Source organism: Rosistilla oblonga (assembly GCF_007751715.1).
Taxonomy (GTDB): Bacteria; Planctomycetota; Planctomycetia; order Pirellulales; family Pirellulaceae; genus Rosistilla; species Rosistilla oblonga.
The window spans coordinates 1,982,659-2,006,630 of sequence record NZ_CP036292.1 but is presented as its reverse complement, the minus strand read 5'-3'; the positions used below and the strand labels follow the sequence as shown (position 1 = coordinate 2,006,630).

The following is a 23,972-nucleotide window of genomic DNA, read 5'->3' as shown; positions in this document are numbered from 1 at the left end:
GCCCGCACACTTTGACTGCTCTACCTGTTCCTTCCTGTTTAACAGCGATGGTGCCCAGGAAAAGCAATGCTGGTCATTCCGGTTGTTCGGGCAACAACTTCAAGCTCGTTTGTGCCCTTAACAACTATAGGATAAATGACCTCTGGGTGGGTATTCACTGGAACTTGACACCCCTCTGGTCGATCTAACGAAACAACAACTATCTCGTGTTGCCATTAGATAGTTGATTGAATTTAAGTGAATGTGGCAACAACCCTCAAGTTTTGTGATCGTGGGTGCGTGCGGCCAGCCCGCCGCGCATACGGTGGAAAATGACATCCTATTGGAGAAGATAGAATGACCAAAGACGCGGAAACACCAGAAGCGCCAGCGGCCGAAGCAGCTGCTGCCCCCGCAGCCCCAGCCGCACAAGCGCAATCACAGCCAGTTCAAGTGCAAGTCACCGACGAAAACGCACAAGCCTGTTATGCGAACTTCTGTCGCGTAACCGGTTCGCCTGAAGAACTGATCATCGATTTCGGTCTGAACCCACAACCGATCGGTGTTCCTAAAGATCCGATCAACGTCAACCAACGCATCATCGTGAACTTCTTCACTGCGAAGCGTCTGTTGGCTGCACTGCAGATGTCGGTCGCACGTCACGAAGCTGTCTTCGGCGTGTTGGAAACCGACATCAACAAGCGCGTTCGCCCCGCGCAACAAAAGCAAGGCGAAAACAAATAGGCAATCGTTCTCCCCAAGAACCTGCCGGCTCCGATCATGCCCTTCCGTAGCTCACTACGGAAGGGCATTTTGCATTATTGTGAGATATACTTACAATGCTGCCAGCTGCGTCGCCAATCGAGAAGCTCGATCCGCGCGTTCCGGCGCGGTCATCAATGGTTTGGCGGAACGCGGGGAGTTATAATACAGCTTTCTATCCCGCCCGTTTCCCCTCCTCAAGCTTTGTAAAGTTAAAGAATCATGCCAATCGAAGATGCATCCGATCACAGCACAGTTCAACCCGCCAAATCCCACACCGATCGTCGCAATTTCTTGCGTTCGACCGCAGCGGCATCGACATTCGCCGCGATGACCGTCCCGTCGATGGTCCATTCCGAAGAAGCAACTAAAAAGCAAACGATCAATCTGGGCATCGTCGGTTGTGGCGGTCGCGGATCAGGCGCGATCAACGATTCGCTGTCGATCAATGAAGGCATCAAATTGGTCGCTGCAGCCGATCTGTACGCCGATAAAAACGAACGACTGAAGTCGACTCTGACCCGCCGCCATCCCGAAAAGATCGCGTTGGAAGAGAACAAAATGTACACCGGTTTGGACGGGTACAAAAAGGTTCTGGAAGATCCCGATGTCGACGTCGTGCTGCTGACCACATCGCCTGGCTTCCGCCCCTACCACATTCTCGAAGCTGTCGAAGCTGGCAAGCACGTCTTCGCCGAGAAGCCTTCGTGCGTCGATCCTGCAGGCTACCAGATCTGCTTGAAGGCTCACGAATTGGCCGAAAAGAACGGCACCTCGATCGTCACCGGTACGCAGTATCGTCGCCAAGTCAACTACGTCGGTGCGGTCGACAAGATCCGCAGCGGAATGATCGGCGATATCGTTAGCGCGACCAGCCGCTATTGCTCGACCGGTATCTGGTACAAGAACCGTACCGAAGGAATGAGCGACACCGAGTACCAACTGAACAACTGGATGCACTTCATCTGGCTCTCGGGCGATCAGATCACCGAACAAGCCGTTCACAACATCGACACGATGAACTGGGTCATGGGCTCGGCTCCCATCTCGGCTTACGGTTCCGGCGGCCGCTTCACGCGTCCCGACGACAGCGAGATGTGGGACAACATGGAAATCGATTACATGTATCCCGGCGATCGCAACCTGTCGTTCATGTGCCGCCAAGTCCCTGGCACCCGTGGCGACAACAGCAACGTGATCTACGGAACCGAAGCGAATTGTCACATCGGCGCCGGCAGCACCGGTTCGCGGATCGTCGATCGCAACGGCAAGGAACTGTGGTCGATGAAAGGCAGCATCGCCGATGCTTACAAGCAGGAGCACAAGGATCTGATCGATGCGGTCCGCAGCAACCAACCGATCGTCGAACTCAAGCAGACCGCCGAGAGTTCGTTGACCGCCGTGATGGGCCGCATGGCCGCTTACACCGGGCAATTGGTCAGCTGGGACTTCGCCAGCAAAGAATCGACGCTCGACCTGTTCCCGAAAGAATTGGCTTGGGACGGAAAACGTCCGGCCGGCGAATACGCCATTCCAGGTAAGACCAAATTGGTCTAACCGCGATTACAATGGATGTCTGTTGATTCATCGGAATTCTCCCCGCACCGCCATCTGGCGGGCGGGGGAATCCTGACAACTGACATCTCAAAAATTGGAACCCTCAGCCAACGTGAACGACTCTTCTCTCTTCTCTTCAGTCGCCGCGAAACATCATCGGATCGCAAACCGTTCCCGATCGGTGCATCTGCAATTTCGTTGGCTGCTGCCAAGCCTGTTGCTCTCCGTTTTCGCTACGACTTGTAGCGCCGCCGATCTCGATAAGATTCTGAAATCGGAACTGCAACCGCTTCTTAAGACGTACTGCTTGGATTGCCATGACGCCGCTTCCGCAGAAGGTGGTGTTGCCTTGGAGACTCCCGCGTCGGCGCTCGCGATGCGGATGGATCGCGAGACTTGGATGCGAGCCCTGCGGCAGGTGCAGGCCGAAGTCATGCCGCCGTCGGACTCGCCCGAAATGCCCGCGGCCGATCGCGCCGCGATGATCCACCTGATCGATGAAGTCGCCAATTCGGTCGACTGTGGCCCCAACGTCAATCCCGGCAAGATCACGCTGCGCCGACTCAACAGCAGCGAATACCGCAACACGATTCGTGAACTAACCGGCGTCGATTACACCCCGGCGGCAAACTTTCCCGGCGACGACGTCGGTTACGGTTTCGACAACATCGGCGACGTCTTGTCGCTGCCGCCGCTGCTGTTGGAAAAGTATCTGCAAGCGGCCGAAGAGATCATGGGCCAAGCGATCAAGACCGCTCCGGGAGCTCAGTTGTTCAGCGTCCAACGCCCAGGCGAAAACCTGGGCGACGCGGACAAGTACAGCACGCGGAACGGGAGTGTGAGGCTGAGTTCCTCCGGCGAGGTCTACCTGCAGGAAAAGATCCCTTTCGGCGGTCAGTTCGAACTCCGCCTAACCGCGTACGGCGATCAAGCGGGCGACGAACCGGTGAAGTTCGAGGTCAAGGTCGACGGCAAGCTGCAACGAATCGTCAATGTTCCCGCGTCCGATCCGACCGACTACACGATCAAACTCAGACTGTCCAAAGGGAAGCACAAGATCTCGTTTGCCTTCACAAACGACTATTACAAGCCTGCCACCGATGGCAAGAAAGGCGAAGACCGCAACGCTGCGATCGCCCACGTGATGTTGAGTGGCGAATCGAAAGTCGACAATTCCAAAGTCGTCGGCGATCTTCCCGCGACGCATCGCAAGTTAATCTTTGTCACTCCCAGTCGCGACAGGACACCCGAGTCGGCCGCGGCTGAAGTCATCCAGCGATTTGCCAGCCGCGCGTTCCGCCGCCCCGCGACAAACGATGAAATTCGTCGCTTGGGGATGTTGGCGGCCGAAGTCCGCAGCGACGGCGGAACGTTTGATGAGAGTATCCAAGTCGCGTTCCAAGCCGTCCTCGTCTCCCCCCACTTCTTATACAAATTCGAACAGCCGCGCCAGCCCGATGCCAACGGAGTCTATCCGCCGGTCAATGCGTTTGAATTGGCCGCTCGGCTCTCCTATTTCCTGTGGTCCAGCATGCCCGACGAGGAATTGTTCAAGCTTGCTTGGAACGATTCGCTGCACGATCCCGAGGTGTTGGCTGGCCAGGTTCACCGGATGCTCAAAGATCCCCGTTCGGTGCTGATGGTCGACAACTTTGCCAGCCAGTGGTTGCAGCTTCGGAACCTCAGCAAATCGAATCCCGACCAGAGCCAATTCCCCGAGTTCGACGACGAGATCCGCGGCTTGTTGCGTCGCGAAACGCTCACCTTTTTCGCTGCGGTGATGCGGTACGATCGCCCGATCACCGAACTGCTCGATGGTCGCTTCACCTATCTCAATGAACGGCTGGCCAAGTTCTACGGCGTGCCGGGAATCAGTGGCGATGAATTTCAATTCGTTCGTTTCGAAGATGGAGTTCGCGGTGGCCTGCTGACTCAAGCGAGCATCTTGACCGTCACCAGCAATCCAACACGCACTTCGCCCGTCAAACGCGGCAAATGGATCCTGGACAACATCTTGGGGACGCCGCCACCTCCGGCACCGCCCAACGTTCCCGAACTGGAACGCTCCGAATTGACGGGCACCATGCGGCAACGACTGGTTCAACACCGCGACAACCCGGCCTGCGCATCGTGTCATAAATTGATGGACCCATTGGGCTTCGCGTTGGAAAACTTCGACGCGATCGGCCAATGGCGACAGCAGCAGGATGGGCTGCCGGTCGATGCCAGCGGCGAACTGCCCGGCGGCATCAAGATTACCGGAGTCGAAGACCTGCGGAAGGTCTTGGTCGAACAGCAGCGCGAGCAATTTGTTCGCTGTGTGACCGAGAAACTGCTGACCTTCGCACTGGGTCGCGGATTGGAATATTATGACAAGTGCGCGGTCGACAAAATTCAGAATCGATTGGCGGCCAACGACTATCGATTCTCCGAACTGATCTTGGGGATCGTGCAAAGCGATCCATTCCAGAAGCAAGGCGTGAGGCAATAGAGTGATGAGACGGATGAATACCCATGCAACGACTCTGAATCGACGCACCCTGCTGCGTGGCCTCGGCACCGCGATCGCCCTGCCGCTGCTCGACGCGATGTCGCCGACCCGCTGCCTGACCGCCGCCGCGGCCCCAACAAACACCGCGATTCCAATGCGGATGGCGTTTTTGTACGTTCCCAACGGAATGCACATGCCCGATTGGAAACCTACGAAAGAGGGGAGCGATTATGAGCTGCCGCGGACGCTGAAAGAACTGGCAGCCCATCGATCCGACTTCAACGTGATGACCGGCCTGGCGCTGAAGGGAGCCGAAGCGCAAGGCGATGGCGGTGGCGATCACGCCCGCAGCGTCGCCGCATTTTTGACCGGCGCGCATCCCAAGAAGACCGACGGCGCGAACATCCAAAACGGCGTCTCGGTCGATCAAGTTGCTGCCGATGCGATCGGATCGGCGACTCGATTTGCTTCGCTGGAATTGGGACTCGAGAACAGTGCCCAAGCGGGAACCTGCGACAGCGGTTACAGTTGCGCCTACTCGTCGAACATGTCGTGGCGGAACGCAACTTCTCCCGTCGCCAAAGAGATCGATCCGGCCAAGGTCTTCGACCGCTTGTTTGGCCACGGCGACGGCGGAGCGGTTCGCGAAGCTCGCGCCACGCGTCACAAGTACCGCAAGAGTGTCCTCGATTTCGCTTTGCAAGAAGCCAACCAACTGAAGGATCAACTGGGCGTTTTGGATCGCCGCAAGCTGGATGAATACCTCTATTCGGTCCGCAGCATTGAAAAGCGAATCGTCGGAACGGACAAACTGGACGCGACCGAAGAAGGCGTCCCCGATTACCCGCGTCCGGCGGGCGTTCCACGCGAGATGCAGAAGCACGCCGACCTGATGTTGGACATGATGACGTTGGCGATGCAGACCGACAGCACCCGCGTGATTTCGTTTATGTTCACCAACGCCGGCAGCAACCGCGGCTACCCCGAACTGGACGTTCGCGAAGGGCACCACGAACTGTCGCACCACGGCAAGAGCGAGGAGAAGCAAACCAAGATCGCCACGATCAATCGCTTCTACGCGCAGCGGTTCGCCTACTTCTTAGAGCGTTTGAAGCAGGTGCCCGAAGGAGACGGAACGCTGCTGGATCATTCGGCGATCGTTTACGGCAGCGGCATCTCCGACGGCGACCGCCACAACCATTACGATCTACCGATCTTGTTAGCCGGCCGAGCCGGGGGCCGGATTCAAACCGGACGACACATCGTTTATCCGAAGAAAACGCCGCTCTGCAATCTCTATCTGTGGATGCTGCAGCAAGCCGGTGCGCCGAGCGAATCGTTCGGCGACAGCAACGCCGCGATCGATCGGCTCAGCTGATCCATTAAGTTGCATCTCAGCCGTATCGGAAGTCGTCGACGGCCTGTCGATTTAATCAGCCGATTGGGCGTTAGCCCCGGTTCAAACACCGCTAAACCGGGGCTAACGCCCAATGGCACTCACTTTGACGTTGGTTCTTCTGGATCGTTGGGTTTACTTTTCTTTCTTCGTTTCTGGAAGTGGGTGGTTTTGGGGCGGCGGGCGTAGGCCTCGCGTGGATAACTGCGGCCTGGGCGGTTGGGAAGCTTTTGCTTTGAGGCGTAGTGCAGCACGCGATCCAAACGTTCGATCCAACGACCGGGGTCACTGACTTCAATCCCCTGCAGCATGTGACGGTAGACAGACCACACGCCCGTAAAGCTTAATTCGCGGGGCTCACACTCGGCAATCACTGCGGCTTGGCGACGCAATTGGGTCGCTAAATTGTACGCTACCATCGACAAGGCGAACTCTTTGAGAAACATCTCCTTCGACTTCGCTCGGATCTCTTCGGTACCGATTACCAGTTTGATGTTGCGGATATCGACTTCGATATCGTTGCGTTTCCAGTACAGATCGCGCAGTTGCTTGGGCGTCGCATCGATATCCTCGACGAGGTAGAGGCTCTCTTCCCCGATCTTCAATTCATGGATCATCGCCGCTATGACACAGTCGGATGGGAGGTCTGGATTGGTTACTCGTTCCTTGGCCGAAGGAGTCCAGGACACCCGGTAGCTTTTCGAAGTGGCTGTCGAATGGATTAGCTCTGCCCGCTTCCGAATTCGATTGAATCGATCTTTCTTTAGCCGTAGAACAAAATTGTGTCCATTCAAATGGGCATGATAAGCAGTCGAAAATATTCCGAACCCAGCGTCGGCCATGATGATGGATTTAGCCGGGAGTCGCTTCATGAGAGTTTGAGCAAGCCGAGTTTCTGAGACGGCGTTTGGGCCATACATAGCTCCAATCTCCTCAGGCACTGCTGCCCCCGAGCTGAGTTCATGTGCGAAAACCACATACGCGATTGGCCACACACTTTCGCCGTACTGGTTAGAGGCGGGTGGGTAAGCGGCCTGAAGCTCGGCCACTGGAGCCAGTGTAAAGGTCGTTCCATCGATCAAGAACACACGCCGGTCACCCCATGTCGGCGCCGTCGAGTTAACGATCGACGACGCGACACGCTCTTGGAACCAATGAGCTGCCTTCAAGCTGAGCCGATGTCGTGCATCGCTGTAACTGCTGCTCTTCGTCGAAAGCGAACCCTCACGAAGTCGCTTGTTCGTCTTGAGTTCCGGGGGAGCCGTTGCGATAAAGTGGAGAACGGCATCTCGCAGACTCGCCTTGGGGTTGAGGCGCTGGAAGAGCATCAGCCACAGAACTACACTTGTTTTATAGACGGCCGCTGGCCCAAGCTCTTCAAACACATCGGCATCGCCGATGTCCGTCCACTGTTTGAGCAGTTCGAAAGCCGCACTAAGGTTCTGAGTTCTTGCATCGCTCGACATGGAATGGCTTTTTCTGGCAGTCAAAAGAAAACCAAACCGCTAGCGCAAATTCAGTGCCAATCGCATGTGGTGGGAAGGGAAATGTTACTGGAATGTGAAAATGAGTGCCATTTGGCTAACGCCCAAACGGCTAATTCAAGAAGTTCGCACGCGATTAAATCAACAGGCCGTCGAGACTTTCGATCTACGGCCGATCTCCCTTCTCCTTCCCGGAACTCATGACGAGTTCCACAACGGGGCACCGCGGCAGCGATTCGCCAAATAATTGCTTGGCCTTCGGCGGGCTGGTACCATGAAGCCTCGGCTTTCCCCAAGTTTTCCGTACGATTGACGCTCCCGCCTGTCATCCGAAACGTTTGCCGACGCGAATGGATTTCCGCCGGCGGTCGTTCCCCGCGACGCTCTGCCGCTATGGACCGAATTCGCCATTCCCTCCTACGCTCTGTCGACTATTCATGATCGAAAACCGCCAACGTGTTCTCTTGAAACGACAAGCCAGTTCGCTGCGACTGGCGGTCTTCGCGATCACACTGCTGTCCGTGAATAACATTCGCGCCCAACAAGTCGATTTTAATCGCGAAATCCGCTCGTTGCTTTCGAACAATTGTGTGATGTGTCACGGCCCCGATGAAGCCGCTCGTTCGACCGAACTTCGCTTCGATACCGAAGCGGGTTCGCAAATCGATCTCGGAGGCTACGCCGCGATCGTGCCGGGCGATCCCGAGGCGAGCGAGCTGATAGCTCGATTGACGACCGACGACGAAGACCTGCGGATGCCGCCCCCGGGCAAAGGCAAACAACTGACCGCCGATGAGATCGATCGGATGCGCCGATGGATCCAACAGGGAGCGCATTACGCGCGGCACTGGTCCTACGAACCACCGGTCCGTTCTCCGCTGCCCGAAGTCAAACAAGGTGATTGGCCGCGCAACCCGATCGATCATTTTGTCCTGGCCAGGTTGGAGGCCGAGGGACTGCAGCCATCGCCCGCGGCCGACCGATACGCGTTGGCCCGCCGCGTGGCGATCGACTTGACCGGCCTGCCGCCCCAGTGGGAACAGGTCCAAGCATTTGTAGAAGACACGCGGGACGATGCCTTCGAATCGTATGTCGATGCGTTATTGGAACAACCCGCGTTTGGTGAACGTTGGGCGCGGGTCTGGTTGGATCTGGCCCGATACGCCGACAGCGCCGGATACGCCGACGATCCGCCGCGGACGATCTGGGCCTATCGCGATTACGTGATCCGATCGTTGAACGCCAACAAGCCGTTTGATCAGTTCACGATCGAACAGATCGCTGGCGACCTGTTGGACAATCCAACCGACGAACAATTGATCGCCACCGCCTTCCATCGCAACACGATGACCAACAGCGAAGGGGGAACCAACGACGAAGAGTTCCGCAACGTGGCAGTCGTCGATCGCGTTAACACGACGATGTCTGTCTGGATGGGAACGACGATGGCCTGCGCCCAGTGCCACACGCATAAATATGATCCGATCACGCACGAAGAGTACTTTCGCTTCTTTGCGATCTTCAACAACACGTTGGACGCCGACATCAAAGACGAACGGCCGACGCTGCCGATCTGGACCGACGAACAGAAAGCTCAGAAGCAGCAATGGGCCGAACAGATCGCGGACCTGAAAGCGACACTGCAGCAGACGACTCCCGAAATCGAAGCCGATCAAGCGAAGTGGCTCGCCGAAATCAAGACGCCGCCAACTTGGAAGCCACTGATTCCGGCCGCCGCTACCGCTCAGCATCGTCAATTGACGACCGACGCCGAGGGATGGATCGAGGCCAGCGGCGACAAGAGCGACCACGATCTCTACACGCTGCGATTTGAAACCGCCGGGGAACAGGTGGCGGGATTGCAGTTGGAGATCTCTCCCGAACAGAGCGCCAACTTTGTCCTCACACAAGCGACCGCTTCCTGGACGCCCACCGAACCACAACCTGTCGATGCCCGATTCGTGAGGATCGAACTGGCGGGCAAAGGAAAGATGATCCATCTGGCCGAAGTGCAGGCGTTCAGCGATTCGAAGAACATCGCTCTTGCCAGCGCCGCTTCGCAGAGTTCCACCGGATATAACGCACCGGCGGCGCGAGCCATCGACGGCAACACCGAAGGGGATTTCTACAAGAATTCGGTCACGCACACCAACGCCGAAGCCAACCCATGGTTTGAGATCGACCTGAAGCAATCGCATCCGATCGACGAAGTCGTGATCTGGAACCGAACCGACGGAGGTGCTTCGATCGAACAGCGGTTGAAGGGTTACAAGGTGAGCCTGCTGGATGCGCGACGCAAAGTCGTGTGGGAACAAACGCCCGACGCCATCCCCAGCCCCAACCAATCGATCGCTCTCGGCGGAGCGGTCCAACTGCGGTTCCAAAACGCGTTGGCTGATTATGAACAGTCGGGCTTTCCTGCAGCGACAACGATTCTGGACAAACAGGACACGAAAAAGGGCTGGGCGATCGCAGGTGGACTTGGCCAACCGCATCAGTTGACGCTGACGCTCGATCCACCGCGGCCCCTCGCCGCCGGCGTGCTGGAACTGCAATTGCACCAGAAATCGGTACACGTTCGTCACCTGTTAGACAAGGTTCGCGTGCGAGCAAGCGATTCGGCCAACCTGACACAATGGGCCAGCTTGCCCAACGCAATCCGATCGATCGTGTTGCAAACCGAACCGCTGGATGAGAAGCAAGCGAACCAGTTGGCCGCCTACTATCGCACGATCGCGCCGCAACTGGCGCCGGTCCGAACCCAACTGGCGAAGCTTGAAAAACAACTCGCCGACATCAAACCGTATACGACCGTGCCGATCCAAGAGGAGCTGCCAAGCGAGAAGCAGCGGTCGACTTACATCCATCTGCGTGGCGATTATCAGTCAGCCGGAGCCGACGTCGATCGTGGCACGCCCGCAGCATTCCATCCGCTGTCCGCCGACCGCCCGGCCGATCGATTGTCGCTAGCCCAGTGGCTGGTCGACGATCAAAACGCTTTGACACCGCGGGTGATCGCCAACCGACACTGGGAAGAGATCTTCGGCATCGGAATCGTCGAATCGAGCGAAGAGTTTGGCTCGCAGGGAGAACTTCCCTCGCATCCGCAGCTACTGGATTGGCTGGCGGTCGAACTTCGCGACAGCGGCTGGGATCTGAAGGCGTTGCTGCGATTGATCGTCACCTCGGCGACCTACCGGCAGAGTTCGGTGACGTCGCCGGAGTTGCAGGAAAAGGATCCCGCAAATCGGTTGTTGGCTCGCGGCCCGCGATACCGGATCTCGGCAGAGATGGTCCGCGACCAAGCGTTGCAGTTGAGCGGTCTGCTGAGCCACAAGATGTTTGGCCCGCCGGCCAAGCCGCCGCAACCCAACCTCGGGTTAAACGCAGCGTTTGGATCGGCGACCGATTGGAAAACAAGTCCTGGCGACGACAAATACCGTCGCGGAATCTATACGATGTGGCGGCGTTCGAGCCCCTATCCGTCGATGGCAACATTCGACGCTCCCAACCGCGAGGTCTGCACGGTGCGACGTGGGCGGACCAACACTCCGCTGCAAGCGTTGGTGACACTCAACGATCCGGTCTACGTCGAAGCGGCTCAAGCTCTGGCTCGGCGGATGTTAACGGCGGATTCGTCGGTCCGAGGTCGGGTCGAATTTGGGCTGCGGACGTGCTTGTTGCGAGAGCCTACGGAAATCGAAGTCGACCGTTTGGCTGCGTTGTATCAGCAAGCGTTGACCGAATTCCAAGCCGATCCGGCGTTGGCTCATCAACTGGCCGAAGAGCCGCTGGGCGAACTGCCCGACGGAATGGATGTCGCCGAAGCCGCGGCGATGACTGTTGTTGGCAACGTGCTGTTGAACCTAGACGAACTGTTTCTCAAACGCTGATCGCATCGCTGCCCCTTTCCCTGACGGGCCGCAAAAACCAAGGATAAGCTCGATGGATCCACGAATCGAATACGCAGCCTTCAGCACGCGGAGGCACTTCCTGCAGCAATCGACAGCGGGCGTGGGAGCGATGGCGCTCGCCAGTCTGATGGCCGGCGACGCTTCGGGCAACGATCCGCTGGCGGCAGCCAAGCCTCACTTCCCGGCGAAAGCGAAACGCGTGATCTACCTGCACATGACCGGTTCGCCACCGAACCTGGACATGTTCGATTACAAGCCCGAACTGGAGCAGCGCGACGACCAGGATTGTCCCGACCATTTTATCGAAGGGAAGACGTTTGCATTCACCAGCGGCAAACCGAAGCTGCTGGGATCGCCGCGGAAGTGGAAGCAGTGTGGCAGCAACGGGACCTGGATGTCCGATGCGATCCCCAACTTCCACAAAACCGCCGACGACATGTGCATCGTCCATTCGATGTACACCGACCAGTTCAACCACGCCCCGGCGGAACTGCTTGTATTAACGGGGTCTCCGCGTTCGGGACGTCCTTCGCTCGGATCGTGGACGACTTACGGATTGGGCAGCGAAAACGAAAACCTCCCCGGTTTTGTCGTCTTAATTTCCAGCGGCGTTCAACCCAACGGCGGCAAGAACTCGTTTGGCAGCGGATTCCTGCCGTCGGTCTATCAAGGAGTGCAATGCCGCAGCAAAGGCGATCCGGTTTTGTATTCCTCCGACCCGGCGGGGATGAGCCGCGGGATGCGGCGGATGAGCCTGGATGCCATCCGCGACCTGAATCAAATCCAAGCCGAACAACTGGGGCATCCCGAAACGATGACCCGGATCGCGCAGTACGAGCTGGCGTTTCGGATGCAGACGGCGGTTCCCGAAGTGATGGACATCTCACAGGAATCGCAAAAGACGCTGGACGAATACGGTGCGGAGGTCGGCGGCGCCAGCTTGGCGAACAACTGCCTGTTGGCTCGGCGGCTGGTCGAATCGGGCGTTCGGTTCGTCCAACTGTTCGATTGGGGTTGGGATTTCCATGGCACCGGTGCAGCGACGGGGATCCAGAAAGGGCTGACCGATAAGTGTGCGACGATGGACAAACCAATCGCCGCGCTGATCAAGGATCTCAAACAGCGTGGATTGTTTGAAGACACGCTGATCGTTTGGGGCGGCGAATTTGGCCGCACACCTTTCCGCGAGGGACGCACAGCCAAAGGGAAGATCTTGGGCCGCGATCACTATCCCGACGCCTTCACGATGTGGTTGGCTGGCGGCGGCGTCAAAGGAGGCTTCGACTACGGGAACTCCGACGAACTCGGCTTCAACGTCGCCGAGAAACCTGTCCACATCCACGACCTGCAGGCGACGATCCTGCATCTGCTGGGCTTCGACCACGAACAATTGACCTATCGCTTCCAAGGACGCGATTTCCGACTGACCGATGTGCACGGACACGTCGTCAAAGATTTGTTGGCTTGATCGGTCTCACGTCGACGCACCGCATCAGTCGATAGTTATCTCGGACAGAATGTCGATCGCAACGCGTGCGATCGTCGCGTGCAGCGGGTATAACATGCGATCCCATGGATGCCGTTGCGCGTGCCAGCCGCCCCCTTTTCTATCCGAAACGCTGCGAGAGATCGATGAAACCGATTGTTCAGATTTCGTTGGACCTGACGACGATAGCCGAAGCGCTCGAGACAGCCGAACTGGCGATCCGCGCCGGCGTCGACTGGATCGAAGCGGGGACGCCGCTGATCTTGGCCGAAGGCTTGCATGGCATCCGCGCTCTGCGAGAACGATTCCCCGACGTGCCGATCGTCGCCGACCTGAAGACGATGGATGGCGGATACTTGGAAGCGGAGATGATGGCGGGTGCCGGTGCGACGCACGTCGTCGTGATGGCTCAAGCGCACGACGAGACGATCGAGTGCGTCGTCAAAGCGGGACGCGATTACGGCGTCGGCGTGATGGGAGACAACATGGCCTACGACACGATGGTCGATGGTGCGCGGCGGCTGGAAGACCTCGGCTGCGACTACATCGTCCATCATATCGGTTACGATCATCGCCGCGGAATCGCAGCGGCTGGCGGACGGATGCCGAGCCCACTGGACGATCTGCGAGCCGTTGTCGATGCGGTCAAGATTCCCGTCCAAGCTGTCGGCGGTCTGTCGATCGAAGAAGCGATCCAATGTCCGGCTTATGGGGCCCCGTTGGTTGTTTTGGGAGCGCCGCTGACGATCGATGCCGATGCATTTAAGACAGCCGATGGCGACCTGGAAAGTTCGCTTCGCCTGATCTGTGAAAAAGTACATGCCTACGACGAGGTGCAACGATGAAATCGCCAGCGATAGTTAACTTTGCCCCCGATCCGGGAAGCGTCGAGATCCGAGAATTCCAGCGGCCGACGATCGGGACCGACGACGTGCTGGTCGAAGTCGCCGCGGTCGGCGTCTGCGGCAGCGACTTGCACCAATGGACGGCGACCCACAGCTGGCCGGTCAACTATCCGGTGGTGCTGGGACACGAATTTGCCGGAACGATCGTCGAAACGGGAGCCAACGTTGCCAGCTGGCGCGAAGGGGACCGGATCGCCAGCGAAACCGCGGCGATCATCGACGTCGACAATCCGATGTCGCGGCGTGGGTTGTACAACCTGGATCCGACTCGGAAGGGCTTTGGTTATGGAGTCGACGGGGCGATGACTCGGTTTGTCCGCGTCCCCAGCCGCTGTTTGCATCGCGTTCCCGACGCGCTGGCGTTTGAACACGCTGCGGTCACCGAACCGTGCTGCGTCGCTTACAACGCTGTCGTCAAAAATTCGCGGATCGAACCGGGAGACCGCGTGCTAGTGATCGGTCCCGGAACGATCGGGATCCTGTGCGCCGCGGTGGCAAAACTTGTCGGTGCTGACGTCGCCGTGCTGGGGCTGGAATCGGACACGCACCGGTTTGCTGTCGCCCAGAAATATGGCGTCACGACGCTCACCGACGCCAGCGAATGGGCTCGCCAGGGAGACGGATTGGGCGTCGACGTCGTGATCGATGCGGCGGGCGTTTCCAGCACGCTGCAATTGGCGATCGAATTGGTCCGCCCCGCCGGATGGATCACCAAAGTCGGCTGGGGCCCCAAACCGCTGGGCTTCTCGATCGACCCACTGGTCCAAAAAAATGTGACATTGCAGGGGAGCTTCAGCCACAATTGGCCGATCTGGGAACGGGTGATCAGCCTGTTGACCTCCAAACAATTAGACGTTCAACCGATCGTTGGCGGGACGTTTGGAATCGGGCAATGGCAGCAGGCGTTCGAGCGAATGCACCACGGAGAGATCGTTAAATCGGTGATCCTGCCTGGCCAGGAATGACGTTTGTTGAAACAACAATTCTCCATGTTCAGCGTCGATCGGGGGGCGGGTAGGTGAAGTTGCTGAGAAATTTATCATCAATGCTGAAGATGGACAGTTGCCCAGTAGATCGCTGGATGCCAAAATCTAATGGGGAAACATATAATTTTTCGACGTTCATTTTGTCGGCCAGTACAGATTGGGTCACAAGTCAGGAACAGGCGACATGACCGAGGTTACGCTCACAGTTCTGCATGGTAGTGATCGTGGGAAAGTGTTCCGCGACATCGCCCCCCCCGTAACGATCGGGCGCGAAGAGGGGAACACGATCCAGTTAAACGATGAACGGATCAGCCGCTGTCATCTGAAGATCCAATACGACAATGAACGGCTGGTGTTGACCGACCTGGACAGCACCAATGGCACCAAGGTCAATGGCCAGGAGAGCCATCTACGGATCTTGCGGCACGGCGATTTGGTTTCGGTTGGCCGCAGCATGCTGCTGGTCGGAACCGAGGAACAGATCGCAGCCCGGGTCGCGGCACTGCAGGCGGCCAGCGACAAGAACATCGGTGCGACGATGACTCAGGACCTCTCCGCTGGCGAAGGTAGTTCGGCGCTCGATTTCGAAGTCGGCGAACGGAATACCGATCGCGAGTCGGCGGGGACTTTGGGGATGATCGAAACCCCGGAAATCCCCGACCGGTTATCTCCCAGCCAAGCAGCCCAGATGTGCGAGGTGCTCGAATTCCTGCACCAGCGGCTGCAAAAACTGATCGATCACGCTCAGATCGATGAACGGACTCAAGAGGTCGTCATCGACTATGCGGCTTGGCAACGGATGATCGATCTACAAGCCAAAATCGGCACGATGATACGCAAGGCGGCCGATCCCGATTGGATGGATTGAACGTCGTCGTCAAGTCCGGTTTAAATCTCGCCGACGAAGTCGTAACGTAGAGTCGGTATCGCGCGCCAGACGCTCTGGGCCGCGTTTTCGCTGCGCGGCATTGCAGTTACAAGTCAAGCAGGACCTTTGCTGGGAATCGGATTCATGAACGCTCGACCATTTACGCACTTGCATTGTCACAGCCACTACAGCCTGTTGGACGGTGCCAGTTCGATCCCCAAACTGGTCCAACGTTGCAGCGAACATGGCATGAATGCGCTGGCGTTGACCGACCACGGCAACCTGCACGGTGCGCTTGAGTTCTACCGCACGGCAAGAGCTGCCAACATCAACCCGATCGTCGGCTACGAAGCCTACATCGCCCCGGGCAGCCGATTCGACAAGGGTTCTGGTGGCGGCAGCCGCGACGCCAGCTATCACCTGACGCTGCTAGCTCAGAACAAAACCGGCTTCCAGAACCTCATCCGCCTGGCCTCCAAAGCGAGCCTAGAAGGGTTCTACTTCAAGCCGCGGATCGACAAACAGATCCTGGAGGAATTCAGCGAGGGGATCATCTGTCTGTCGGGTTGCGTGAGCAGCGAATTCAGCCGCGCGATCCTCAAGGGATCTTCGACCGAAGAGATCGAGAAGGAGGCGATGGGAGTCGCCAGTTGGTTCGAACGCGTTTTTGGCGATCGCTACTTTATCGAAGTCATGAACAACGGCGTCGACATCCAACGCCAGCAACTGGCCGGCGCCGTCGATATCGCCAACAAGATGGGCTTGCCCGTCGTCGCGACCAGCGATTGCCACTACGTCGATCCCGACGATGCCGAAGCTCAGGACGTGATGTTGTGCATCAACACCGGCCGCTTCCGGACCGACACGTCGCGGATGAAGATGGACGGGAACCAGTACTTCCTGCGTACGCCCGACCAGATGTACGAGAAGTTCCCCGGACTCGAGGACGCTGTTGCGCGCAGCCAGAAGATCGCCGATTCGGTCAACTTGGAACTCAACCTCGGCAAGTTCTACTTTCCAAATTTCGAAGTTCCCGAGGGGAAGACAGCGACTCAATATCTGCGTGAGCTGTGTATCACGGGCCTGAAAGACCGTTACAAGGGCGACCGCGACCGACTGCCCGATGGAGATGACGGCGACCTGTCCGAAGAGGTGCACGCGCGGCTCGAACGCGAACTGGGCGTGATCGACAAGCTCGGTTTCCCGACCTACTTCTTGATCGTATGGGACTTTGTATTACACGGCCGCAGCAAAGGCATCTGGGCGACGGTTCGTGGTAGCGGTGTAGGGGCGATCGTTTGTTATGCGTTGTATCTGTCGCACGTCTGCCCGCTGAAATACGATCTGCTGTTCGAGCGGTTCTTGGATGAAAACCGGAAAGAGCCGCCAGATATCGACGTCGACTTCGACAAGGATCGCCGGGTCGAAGTAATCGACTACGTGAAGGAGAAATACGGACACGATAACGTTTGCCAGATCGGTACGTTTGGAACCTTGGCGGCTCGCGCGGCAATCAAAGATGTAGGCCGCGCGTTGGGGATCCCGCTGTTTCGCGTGAACCAGATCACCGAGATGGTTCCCGACGAACTAAAGATCACGATCGCCAAAGCGCTCGAAAAGAACGAGGAGCTGCAGAAGACTTACGACGGCGATTCGGAGGTCCGCGAACTGTTGGACCTAGCGATGCGGATCGAGGGACTGGCGCGGAACGTCGGCACCCACGCAGCGGCGGTTGTGATCGCCGATAAACCGCTGTCGGAATACCTGCCGATCGGCCGGGTTCCGGGCAAGCAGGACGTGATCACGCAGTGGTCGATGAACGACGTGGAATCTGCCGGTCTGTTGAAGATGGATTTCCTGGGGCTTCGCAACCTCACGATCCTCAGCAAGGCGGTCGATTTGATCGAACAGACGACCGGCGAGCGGATCGATCCGCAGCAATTCCCGCTGGACGACAAAGCGAGTTACGCGCTGCTGCAGCGCGGTGAAACCAAAGGTGTTTTCCAGCTGGAATCCGGCGGTATTCGCGACCTGTTGCAGCGGATGAAACCGGATAGCTTCCACGACATCATCGCGACAGCGGCGTTGTATCGTCCCGGCCCGTTGGAGGGCGGTATGGTCGATACCTACGTGAACGTGAAGCACGGCAAGGAAGAGCCCGAATACAAGCACCCGGTGCTCGAAGAGATCCTCGCCGAAACCAACTCGGTGATGGTTTACCAAGAACAGGTGATGCGGATTTTGAACCGCTTGGGCGGCATTCCGCTGGCCAACGCGTACACCTGTATTAAGGCGATCAGTAAGAAAAAAGAAGCGCTGATCAACCAGAACCACGAGAAGTTCATCGAGGGGACGATCGCCAACGGGCTTACGAAGAAAGAGGCCGACGACATTTGGGTGATGATCCAAAAGTTCGCTGGCTACGGCTTCAACAAGTCGCACTCGACAGCTTATGCGCTTGTCGCTTTCCAAACCGCATATCTCAAAGCCCACTATCCGGTGGAGTTCATGGCGGCGTTGCTGTCGAGCGACATCAGCGGGCGGAACTTTAAGCGTAAGGATGCGCTTATCGAGCACATGGAAGATTGCCAACGGATGAACATCGAGATCGTTAATCCGAACGTCAACGTTAGCGATTCGGACTTCTCGGTTTCCGACGGAAAGATCATCTTTGGCATGTCGGCGATCAAGGGCTGCGGCGGTGGGACCGCGGTCGCGATCGCGGAGGAACGGCACGCCAATGGGCCGTTCAAAGACATCTTCGATTTTTGCGAACGGGTCGATCCGCAACGATGTAATCGCGCGGCGGTCGAAACGTTGATCAAAGCCGGTGCGATGGACGACTTTGGCAAACGCGGACAACTGCACGCAGCGTTGGACCGCGCCTTGCAAAGCGGAGCGGCGGCGCTTGCCGATCGCAAGAGTGGCCAGAAGAGCTTGTTTGGTGAGTTTGAAGACGCGACCGAGGAGGAAGAGGAGAAGGATCCTACCAACGCCTTGCCCGACGTCGAAGACTGGCCCGAACGACAAGCGATGCTGGCCGAAAAAGAGGTGCTGGGATATTACCTGACCAGCCATCCGCTGGCCGAATTCGAACAGAAGCTGAGCACTTTCCGGACGCACAAAACCAGCCAATTGATCGAGTGCGAGGATCGCACCGAAGTGATCATCGGCGGAATGATGAGTTCGATCAAAATCGCCCACACCAAAAACCCAAAGCCCGGTGCGCCGTCGAAGTATGCGAACTTTGACCTCGAGGATGTCGAGGGTCCGATTCGCTGCATCCTCTGGCCCGACGGCTATCAAAAGATGGGCGAGATGGTTGTCCCCGACGCCGTCTTGATCGTTCGCGGTGTCGTCGATCGGCGTGGTGGTGGCGACGAGATCAACTTGATCGTCAACGAATTGGTGCCGCTGGAGGAACTCGACGCCAAATACACCCGCGGAATCTTGATCGATCTCGACGAGACGACGCACGACGAGATGTTGCCTCACGTTCGCGAGGTCCTTCGCGGTTATCCCGGCGGACAGGAACTGATGGTCTCGATGCACCTGAAGACGGGCGAAGCAGTCGTGATGCGGAGCCAAAAGTACAAGGTCCAGGTCAACAATGAACTGCGAGATCGGATCGACGATCTGCTGGGCCCCGGACGGTACAAGCTGCTGATCACGCGTCCCAAAGTGGCCCCCGGCGTGCAGCAGAAGAAATATTCATCGTAGCGGAACGGCTGACGCATCGAACAACGGCGACAACCAAAACCATCTGCTTCGGTTGTCGTTTCGATTCCGTCCGGCTGGGCGTTGGCGGCGGTACGACACTGATTCGGCGTCGCCGGGCGTTGGATTCGATCTTTGCTGCGTAGCGCCGGGGCAAGACGGAAAACGCGGCGGCATGTTACAATCGCTGCTCGCCCAGGAGCCCGCTATCCTATAGATCGATCGTCGACGAAAGAGCTTGGTTTGCTTCAGAACACCAACAAATCAGCGGGCCTACCAATCGCCAGTCCAGCCGTCGGCGGCATCGCGCGAACCGACGCGGTACCGTTGCTGATCAGCGTCCGTTCGATTGCCGAAGCAAAAATCGCCTGCCAGTTTCCGCTGGCGATCATCGATTTCAAGAACCCCAAGGCTGGCGCGTTGGGACGCTGCAGCGACGCCGTCTTGCAACGGGTAGCGAGCCTGAAGCCGACCGGACTGGGGTTCAGCGCCGCGTGTGGCGAATTGCGGGAACTCCAGTCGCATCGGTTGGCGTTGCCAGCGGGAATTCGGTTTGCCAAAGCGGGCCCCGCGGGACTTTGTAGCGCCAGCCAAATCCGCGATGCGATGTTACGGTTTCGAGCCGCGATGCCCGACGCGACAACCTCCGTGGCTGTCGCTTATGCCGACCATGCCGAGGCCGATTGCGCCCCCGTCGAGACGATCGCCGAACTGGCGATTCAGACGGAACACCGGTGGTTGCTGATCGACACAGCGACCAAAGATGGGCGACGGTTATTGGACTGGTTAACGCCCCGGCAGTTAACCGATGTCATCGCGATGGGTCGCCAACACGGAATCGGCACGGTGTTGGCGGGATCGCTGGCGCTGCAGGACGTCGATTCACTCAGGTCACTCGGAGCCGACCTGCTGGGAATTCGCGGCGCCGTCTGTAGCGGCGGACGCGACTCACAGATCGATCCCGACAAGATCGCCGCTTGGTGCCAAGCGATGGCCTCCACGGAAGCTCCGATCGATCGGTAATCGCTCTCTTCGCGAGCGTCGCGATTCGGATAAGCGTCGACCGGCGTTCATCCAATCTTCACCGTAGGGCGTGGCAAACAAAGCGTTTGAGCGGGCCAGCGTTTAGTTGCCGAGAGGGTTTGCTTAATTTTCTGCGAAGCTCGGATTTGAAGGTTTCCAGCGGTCGAGGGATCGTGCACGATGCCGCTTGTGTGAACGGCAGCCCATCCCTCGAGTGTTTAGGAACGCGACCATGATCGGACGCTGGATAAGCGAACGGATGTTCAATTTCGTGCATCAAAACCAGCTAATCTACAACACCTGCTGGGAGGATCCACGATTGGATCGCGAAGCGTTAGGGCTTGGCCCCGGCGACGACATCGTGATGATCACCTCGGCCGGTTGCAACGCGCTCGATTACGCGTTGTGCGACGTTCGATCGGTCCATGCGGTCGACATGAACCCACGGCAAAATGCATTGTTGGAGTTGAAGCTGGCAGCGATTCGCCGGTTGCCCAACGACGAAGTCTTTTCGATGTTCGGCCGCGGCTATCTGCCGACGGCTGTCGAAGCCTATCGCGACAGCATGCGAACCGACCTCTCGGACTTCGCTCGCGGATATTGGGATCGCTATATCAAATTCTTTGCGAACCCCGACCGATCGTTTTATTTCCGCGGATCGTCTGGCGCATTCGCTTGGTTGATCAACAAATACATCGATCGCGTCGCCAAAGCGCGGGGCAGCGTCGATCGGATGCTGAATGCAGAGACGCTGGAACAACAACGCGATGAATACCAGACGCATGTCTTCCCCCAGATTTGGAAGCGGCCGGTGCGGATGGCGATGGGCCGCGATTCGACCCTCTCGATGTTGGGTGTGCCTCGTGCACAACGACGTCAAGTCGAACGCGATTTTGGCGGCGGGATCGCCGGCTTCATCGAACATTCTCTCGATCATGTATTCGCGAGATTGCCATTGTCCGACAATTACTTCTGGCGAGTCTATTTGACCGGACAATACAGCCCAACGTGTTGCCCGGAATATCTGAAGCCCGCCAACTTGGATCGGTTGCGTGGCGGATTAGTCGACCGCGTGAACGTCCATACGACAACGCTCACCGATTTCCTGAATCAAACTTCGGTGCAACCAAGCCGTTTTGTTCTGCTGGACCACATGGATTGGATGAGCGAGCATCGGCACGCGGCGCTTGTCGAGGAATGGCAACAGATCGCCGACCGGGCCCGGCCCGATGCGCGACTGATCTGGCGCAGCGGTGGACTTCGGACCGATTACCTGAACGACATTCAGGTCGATCATCGCGGCCGCAAAACGAGAGTTCCCGACCTGCTGTCGATGCAAACCGATCTGGCGTCGCGGCTGCACCAACAGGATCGCGTCGGCACCTACGGATCGTTTTTCATCGGGCACCTCGCCGGCTGAGGGCTTCCGTCTGAGATCGGAGCACACGCGTGACAATATCAAGCGACCTGAAGACCTTGCTGCAACTTGCGTTACCCATTCGTGGCGAGACACACCAGCAACGTCTAGAGAGTTTTTATGGCAAGCAGGCGGACAATTACGATCTGTTTCGCAAACGTTTGCTGCACGGCCGCGAACAACTGTGGCAATCGATCCCGATCCCCCAGGGCGGTCGATGGGTCGATTTTGGCGGCGGGACCGGAGCTAATGTCGAGAGCATCGCCGACCGATTGCCGCAGCTGGAGCGGTTGGAGATCGTCGACCTCTCCCCGTCGCTGCTGCAGGTTGCCAAGCAACGGATCGCCGATCGCGGCTGGAAGAATGTCGTCACTCATTGTTGCGATGTGACAACTTTTACGCCTGACGCCGCCGCCGACATCGTGACGTTCAGCTATTCGTTGACGATGATCCCCGATTGGTTTGCAGCGGTCGAAAACGCGCTGCGGATCCTTAAGCCCGGCGGGCTGATCGGCGTCGTCGATTTCTACGTTTCGCGGAAATATCCAGCCGCCAACCATCGTCGCCACGGCGTGGTGACTCGAGCCTTCTGGCCAACCTGGTTCGCGAAAGACAACGTCTTTCTCTCGCCGGACCATCTCCCTTTTTTGAGCTCGAAGTTTGAGTCGACCGATCGGCACGAGGATCGTGGCGGACTTCCCTTCATCCCTTTCGTATCGGTCCCCTATTACCGGTTTGTCGGACGCAAGCCGATCTCGCCGCAGTCCAATCCCGCGGAACGCGAAGCGACGTGGACAGGGCAAAACGAACGGGATTGTATTTCGAGCGAGCCAAACATCCGCCCGATTGAAACATGCCGATGAGAAGGAGTTGACGATGATCGACAACAAGGCCAAACCGATCGCCGACGCAACAAAGTCGATGGATTGGGAGTTGTCCGACGCGCGGACGCTGTTCATCTCCGACATCCATTTGGGCAGCCGATTCTGCCAAGTCGGTCCGCTGTTGGACCTGCTGGATCGCTGCCTGCCACAGCATATCTATATCGTGGGCGACCTATTTGACGATCGTCGACTCAGCCGCCGCTTCCGATGGACCGCCGACTACACGCGGCTGATCGCCCGACTGTTCGACTTCGGCGTCTCGGGCACTTCGATCCACTACACGCCAGGAAACCACGACACCTTCCTCCGCAGCTTTGCCGAGGATTACCGGCTGGTTGAAATCCGCGACTCCTTCATACACCAGTGTGCCGATGGGCGGCGATTGGCAGTTTTGCACGGCGATCAGTTCGACGTGGTCGAAAAGAAAATGCGGTGGCTCTCGGAACTCGGTTCGACAGCCTACGAGATCTTGCTTGCGACCGACCGCAGTTTGAACTGGATGCTGCGATTGCTGGGCGTCCGCCCGGTGCGGTTGAGCCGCAGTTTGAAGGTTGGCGTCAAGAAGATCGTTCAACGCAAAAGCGGCTTCCACGACAAGGTTTATCAATACGCGGGGCAAATGAATTGCGAAGGCGTTGTCTGCGGTCACATCCACAATCCCGAGATGCAATCGCTCGACGGTGTCTTGTATTGCAACACCGGCGACTGGATCGAACACTGCACCGCGATGGTCGAGTGGCCCGATGGCAAGCTGCAGATCATTCGCGCCGATGAACTCTCGGGACAACGCCGCCGCCGTCCGATCTTCCATCGCCTGAAGCGTCGGTTGGGCGAATCGATCCGTTCGGGCGCTGTAACGACGGTCGGTGAACCAAAACCGGCGGAAAGTTCGCCGAACAATCGCTAGCCGCCGAGGCACGGCGACCATCAAATTGCCGAAGAAAAAATTGCCGCTGCGAAAATCGGCTACCTCTATTACAAAACGACCAACCGGCCCAAACCTTCTCTTCTTGGGCGACATCGGCCGAGACCACTGTTCGTCTGCACACTGAAGTCGCAGCCTCGGCATTGCTTTAGCGGGCAAGCCCTCTTCGCTCAAGCAT

Annotated in this window: 15 protein-coding genes; 14 read left to right on the top strand and 1 reads right to left on the bottom strand. The window is 57.9% G+C overall.

Annotation, left to right across the window (positions count from 1 at the left end; translation table 11 throughout):
- Positions 1-336: 336 nt before the first annotated feature.
- From CA51_RS07130 to CA51_RS07115, 4 genes are all read left to right on the top strand, one after another.
- Positions 337-723, top strand: a complete 387-nt coding sequence (locus CA51_RS07130) for a DUF3467 domain-containing protein (protein ID WP_145119120.1) — start codon at positions 337-339, stop codon at positions 721-723.
- Between the two features lie 240 nt (positions 724-963).
- Positions 964-2,298, top strand: coding sequence for a Gfo/Idh/MocA family protein (locus CA51_RS07125; RefSeq protein WP_145119118.1), 1,335 nt, complete (start codon positions 964-966; stop codon positions 2,296-2,298).
- 112 nt (positions 2,299-2,410) lie between these two features.
- Positions 2,411-4,789: a DUF1592 domain-containing protein gene (locus CA51_RS07120; RefSeq protein ID WP_145119116.1), complete on the top strand. Its 2,379-nt coding sequence runs from the start codon at positions 2,411-2,413 to the stop codon at positions 4,787-4,789.
- A 13-nt stretch (positions 4,790-4,802) separates the two neighbouring features.
- Entirely contained in the window at positions 4,803-6,167 is a 1,365-nt protein-coding gene (locus tag CA51_RS07115; protein WP_145119114.1) for a DUF1552 domain-containing protein, read from the top strand.
- A gap of 119 nt (positions 6,168-6,286) precedes the next feature.
- Here the strand turns inward: CA51_RS07115 and CA51_RS07110 are convergent, their stop codons facing one another.
- Entirely contained in the window at positions 6,287-7,675 is a 1,389-nt protein-coding gene (locus CA51_RS07110; protein WP_231745945.1) for an IS4 family transposase, read from the bottom strand.
- A gap of 458 nt (positions 7,676-8,133) precedes the next feature.
- Between CA51_RS07110 and CA51_RS07105 the strand changes: the two genes are divergently transcribed.
- From CA51_RS07105 to CA51_RS07060, 10 genes are all read left to right on the top strand, one after another.
- Positions 8,134-11,562, top strand: coding sequence for a DUF1553 domain-containing protein (locus CA51_RS07105; protein ID WP_231746043.1), 3,429 nt, complete (start codon positions 8,134-8,136; stop codon positions 11,560-11,562).
- A 52-nt stretch (positions 11,563-11,614) separates the two neighbouring features.
- Complete coding sequence (locus CA51_RS07100; RefSeq protein WP_145119110.1) at positions 11,615-13,051, top strand: DUF1501 domain-containing protein; 1,437 nt, start codon at positions 11,615-11,617, stop codon at positions 13,049-13,051.
- 164 nt (positions 13,052-13,215) lie between these two features.
- Positions 13,216-13,914: an orotidine 5'-phosphate decarboxylase / HUMPS family protein gene (locus CA51_RS07095; RefSeq protein WP_145119108.1), complete on the top strand. Its 699-nt coding sequence runs from the start codon at positions 13,216-13,218 to the stop codon at positions 13,912-13,914.
- Positions 13,911-14,939 (top strand): zinc-binding dehydrogenase, encoded by a 1,029-nt coding sequence (locus CA51_RS07090; RefSeq protein ID WP_145119106.1) that lies wholly within the window; start codon positions 13,911-13,913, stop codon positions 14,937-14,939. The genes CA51_RS07095 and CA51_RS07090 overlap by 4 nt, the downstream gene beginning before the upstream one ends.
- Before the next feature lie 205 nt (positions 14,940-15,144).
- Positions 15,145-15,828, top strand: coding sequence for an FHA domain-containing protein (locus CA51_RS07085; RefSeq protein ID WP_145119103.1), 684 nt, complete (start codon positions 15,145-15,147; stop codon positions 15,826-15,828).
- Between the two features lie 144 nt (positions 15,829-15,972).
- The gene (dnaE, locus tag CA51_RS07080; RefSeq protein ID WP_145119101.1) at positions 15,973-19,548 is read left to right on the top strand and encodes a DNA polymerase III subunit alpha; all 3,576 of its coding nucleotides are present in this window, start codon (positions 15,973-15,975) and stop codon (positions 19,546-19,548) included.
- Between the two features lie 240 nt (positions 19,549-19,788).
- Positions 19,789-20,568 carry a (5-formylfuran-3-yl)methyl phosphate synthase gene (locus CA51_RS07075; RefSeq protein WP_197451657.1) on the top strand — a complete coding sequence of 260 codons (780 nt, stop codon included), beginning with the start codon at positions 19,789-19,791 and terminating at the stop codon, positions 20,566-20,568.
- A 232-nt stretch (positions 20,569-20,800) separates the two neighbouring features.
- Positions 20,801-21,988, top strand: a complete 1,188-nt coding sequence (locus tag CA51_RS07070; protein WP_145119097.1) for a BtaA family protein — start codon at positions 20,801-20,803, stop codon at positions 21,986-21,988.
- A gap of 29 nt (positions 21,989-22,017) precedes the next feature.
- Positions 22,018-22,848 carry a class I SAM-dependent methyltransferase gene (locus CA51_RS07065; RefSeq protein ID WP_145119095.1) on the top strand — a complete coding sequence of 277 codons (831 nt, stop codon included), beginning with the start codon at positions 22,018-22,020 and terminating at the stop codon, positions 22,846-22,848.
- Positions 22,849-22,861: 13 nt separating this feature from the next.
- Positions 22,862-23,776, top strand: a complete 915-nt coding sequence (locus CA51_RS07060; protein ID WP_145119093.1) for a UDP-2,3-diacylglucosamine diphosphatase — start codon at positions 22,862-22,864, stop codon at positions 23,774-23,776.
- Positions 23,777-23,972 lie beyond the last annotated feature (196 nt).

What these genes read in the sequence shown, in the direction of transcription:
- CA51_RS07100 (WP_145119110.1), top strand. Translation starts at nt 11,615, where the DNA reads ATGGATCCACGAATCGAATACGCAGCCTTCAGCACGCGGAGGCACTTC.
- CA51_RS07070 (WP_145119097.1), top strand. Translation starts at nt 20,801, where the DNA reads ATGATCGGACGCTGGATAAGCGAACGGATGTTCAATTTCGTGCATCAA.
- CA51_RS07115 (WP_145119114.1), top strand. Translation starts at nt 4,803, where the DNA reads ATGAATACCCATGCAACGACTCTGAATCGACGCACCCTGCTGCGTGGC.
- dnaE (WP_145119101.1), top strand. Translation starts at nt 15,973, where the DNA reads ATGAACGCTCGACCATTTACGCACTTGCATTGTCACAGCCACTACAGC.
- CA51_RS07130 (WP_145119120.1), top strand. Translation starts at nt 337, where the DNA reads ATGACCAAAGACGCGGAAACACCAGAAGCGCCAGCGGCCGAAGCAGCT.
- CA51_RS07125 (WP_145119118.1), top strand. Translation starts at nt 964, where the DNA reads ATGCCAATCGAAGATGCATCCGATCACAGCACAGTTCAACCCGCCAAA.
- CA51_RS07085 (WP_145119103.1), top strand. Translation starts at nt 15,145, where the DNA reads ATGACCGAGGTTACGCTCACAGTTCTGCATGGTAGTGATCGTGGGAAA.
- CA51_RS07090 (WP_145119106.1), top strand. Translation starts at nt 13,911, where the DNA reads ATGAAATCGCCAGCGATAGTTAACTTTGCCCCCGATCCGGGAAGCGTC.
- CA51_RS07060 (WP_145119093.1), top strand. Translation starts at nt 22,862, where the DNA reads ATGATCGACAACAAGGCCAAACCGATCGCCGACGCAACAAAGTCGATG.
- CA51_RS07095 (WP_145119108.1), top strand. Translation starts at nt 13,216, where the DNA reads ATGAAACCGATTGTTCAGATTTCGTTGGACCTGACGACGATAGCCGAA.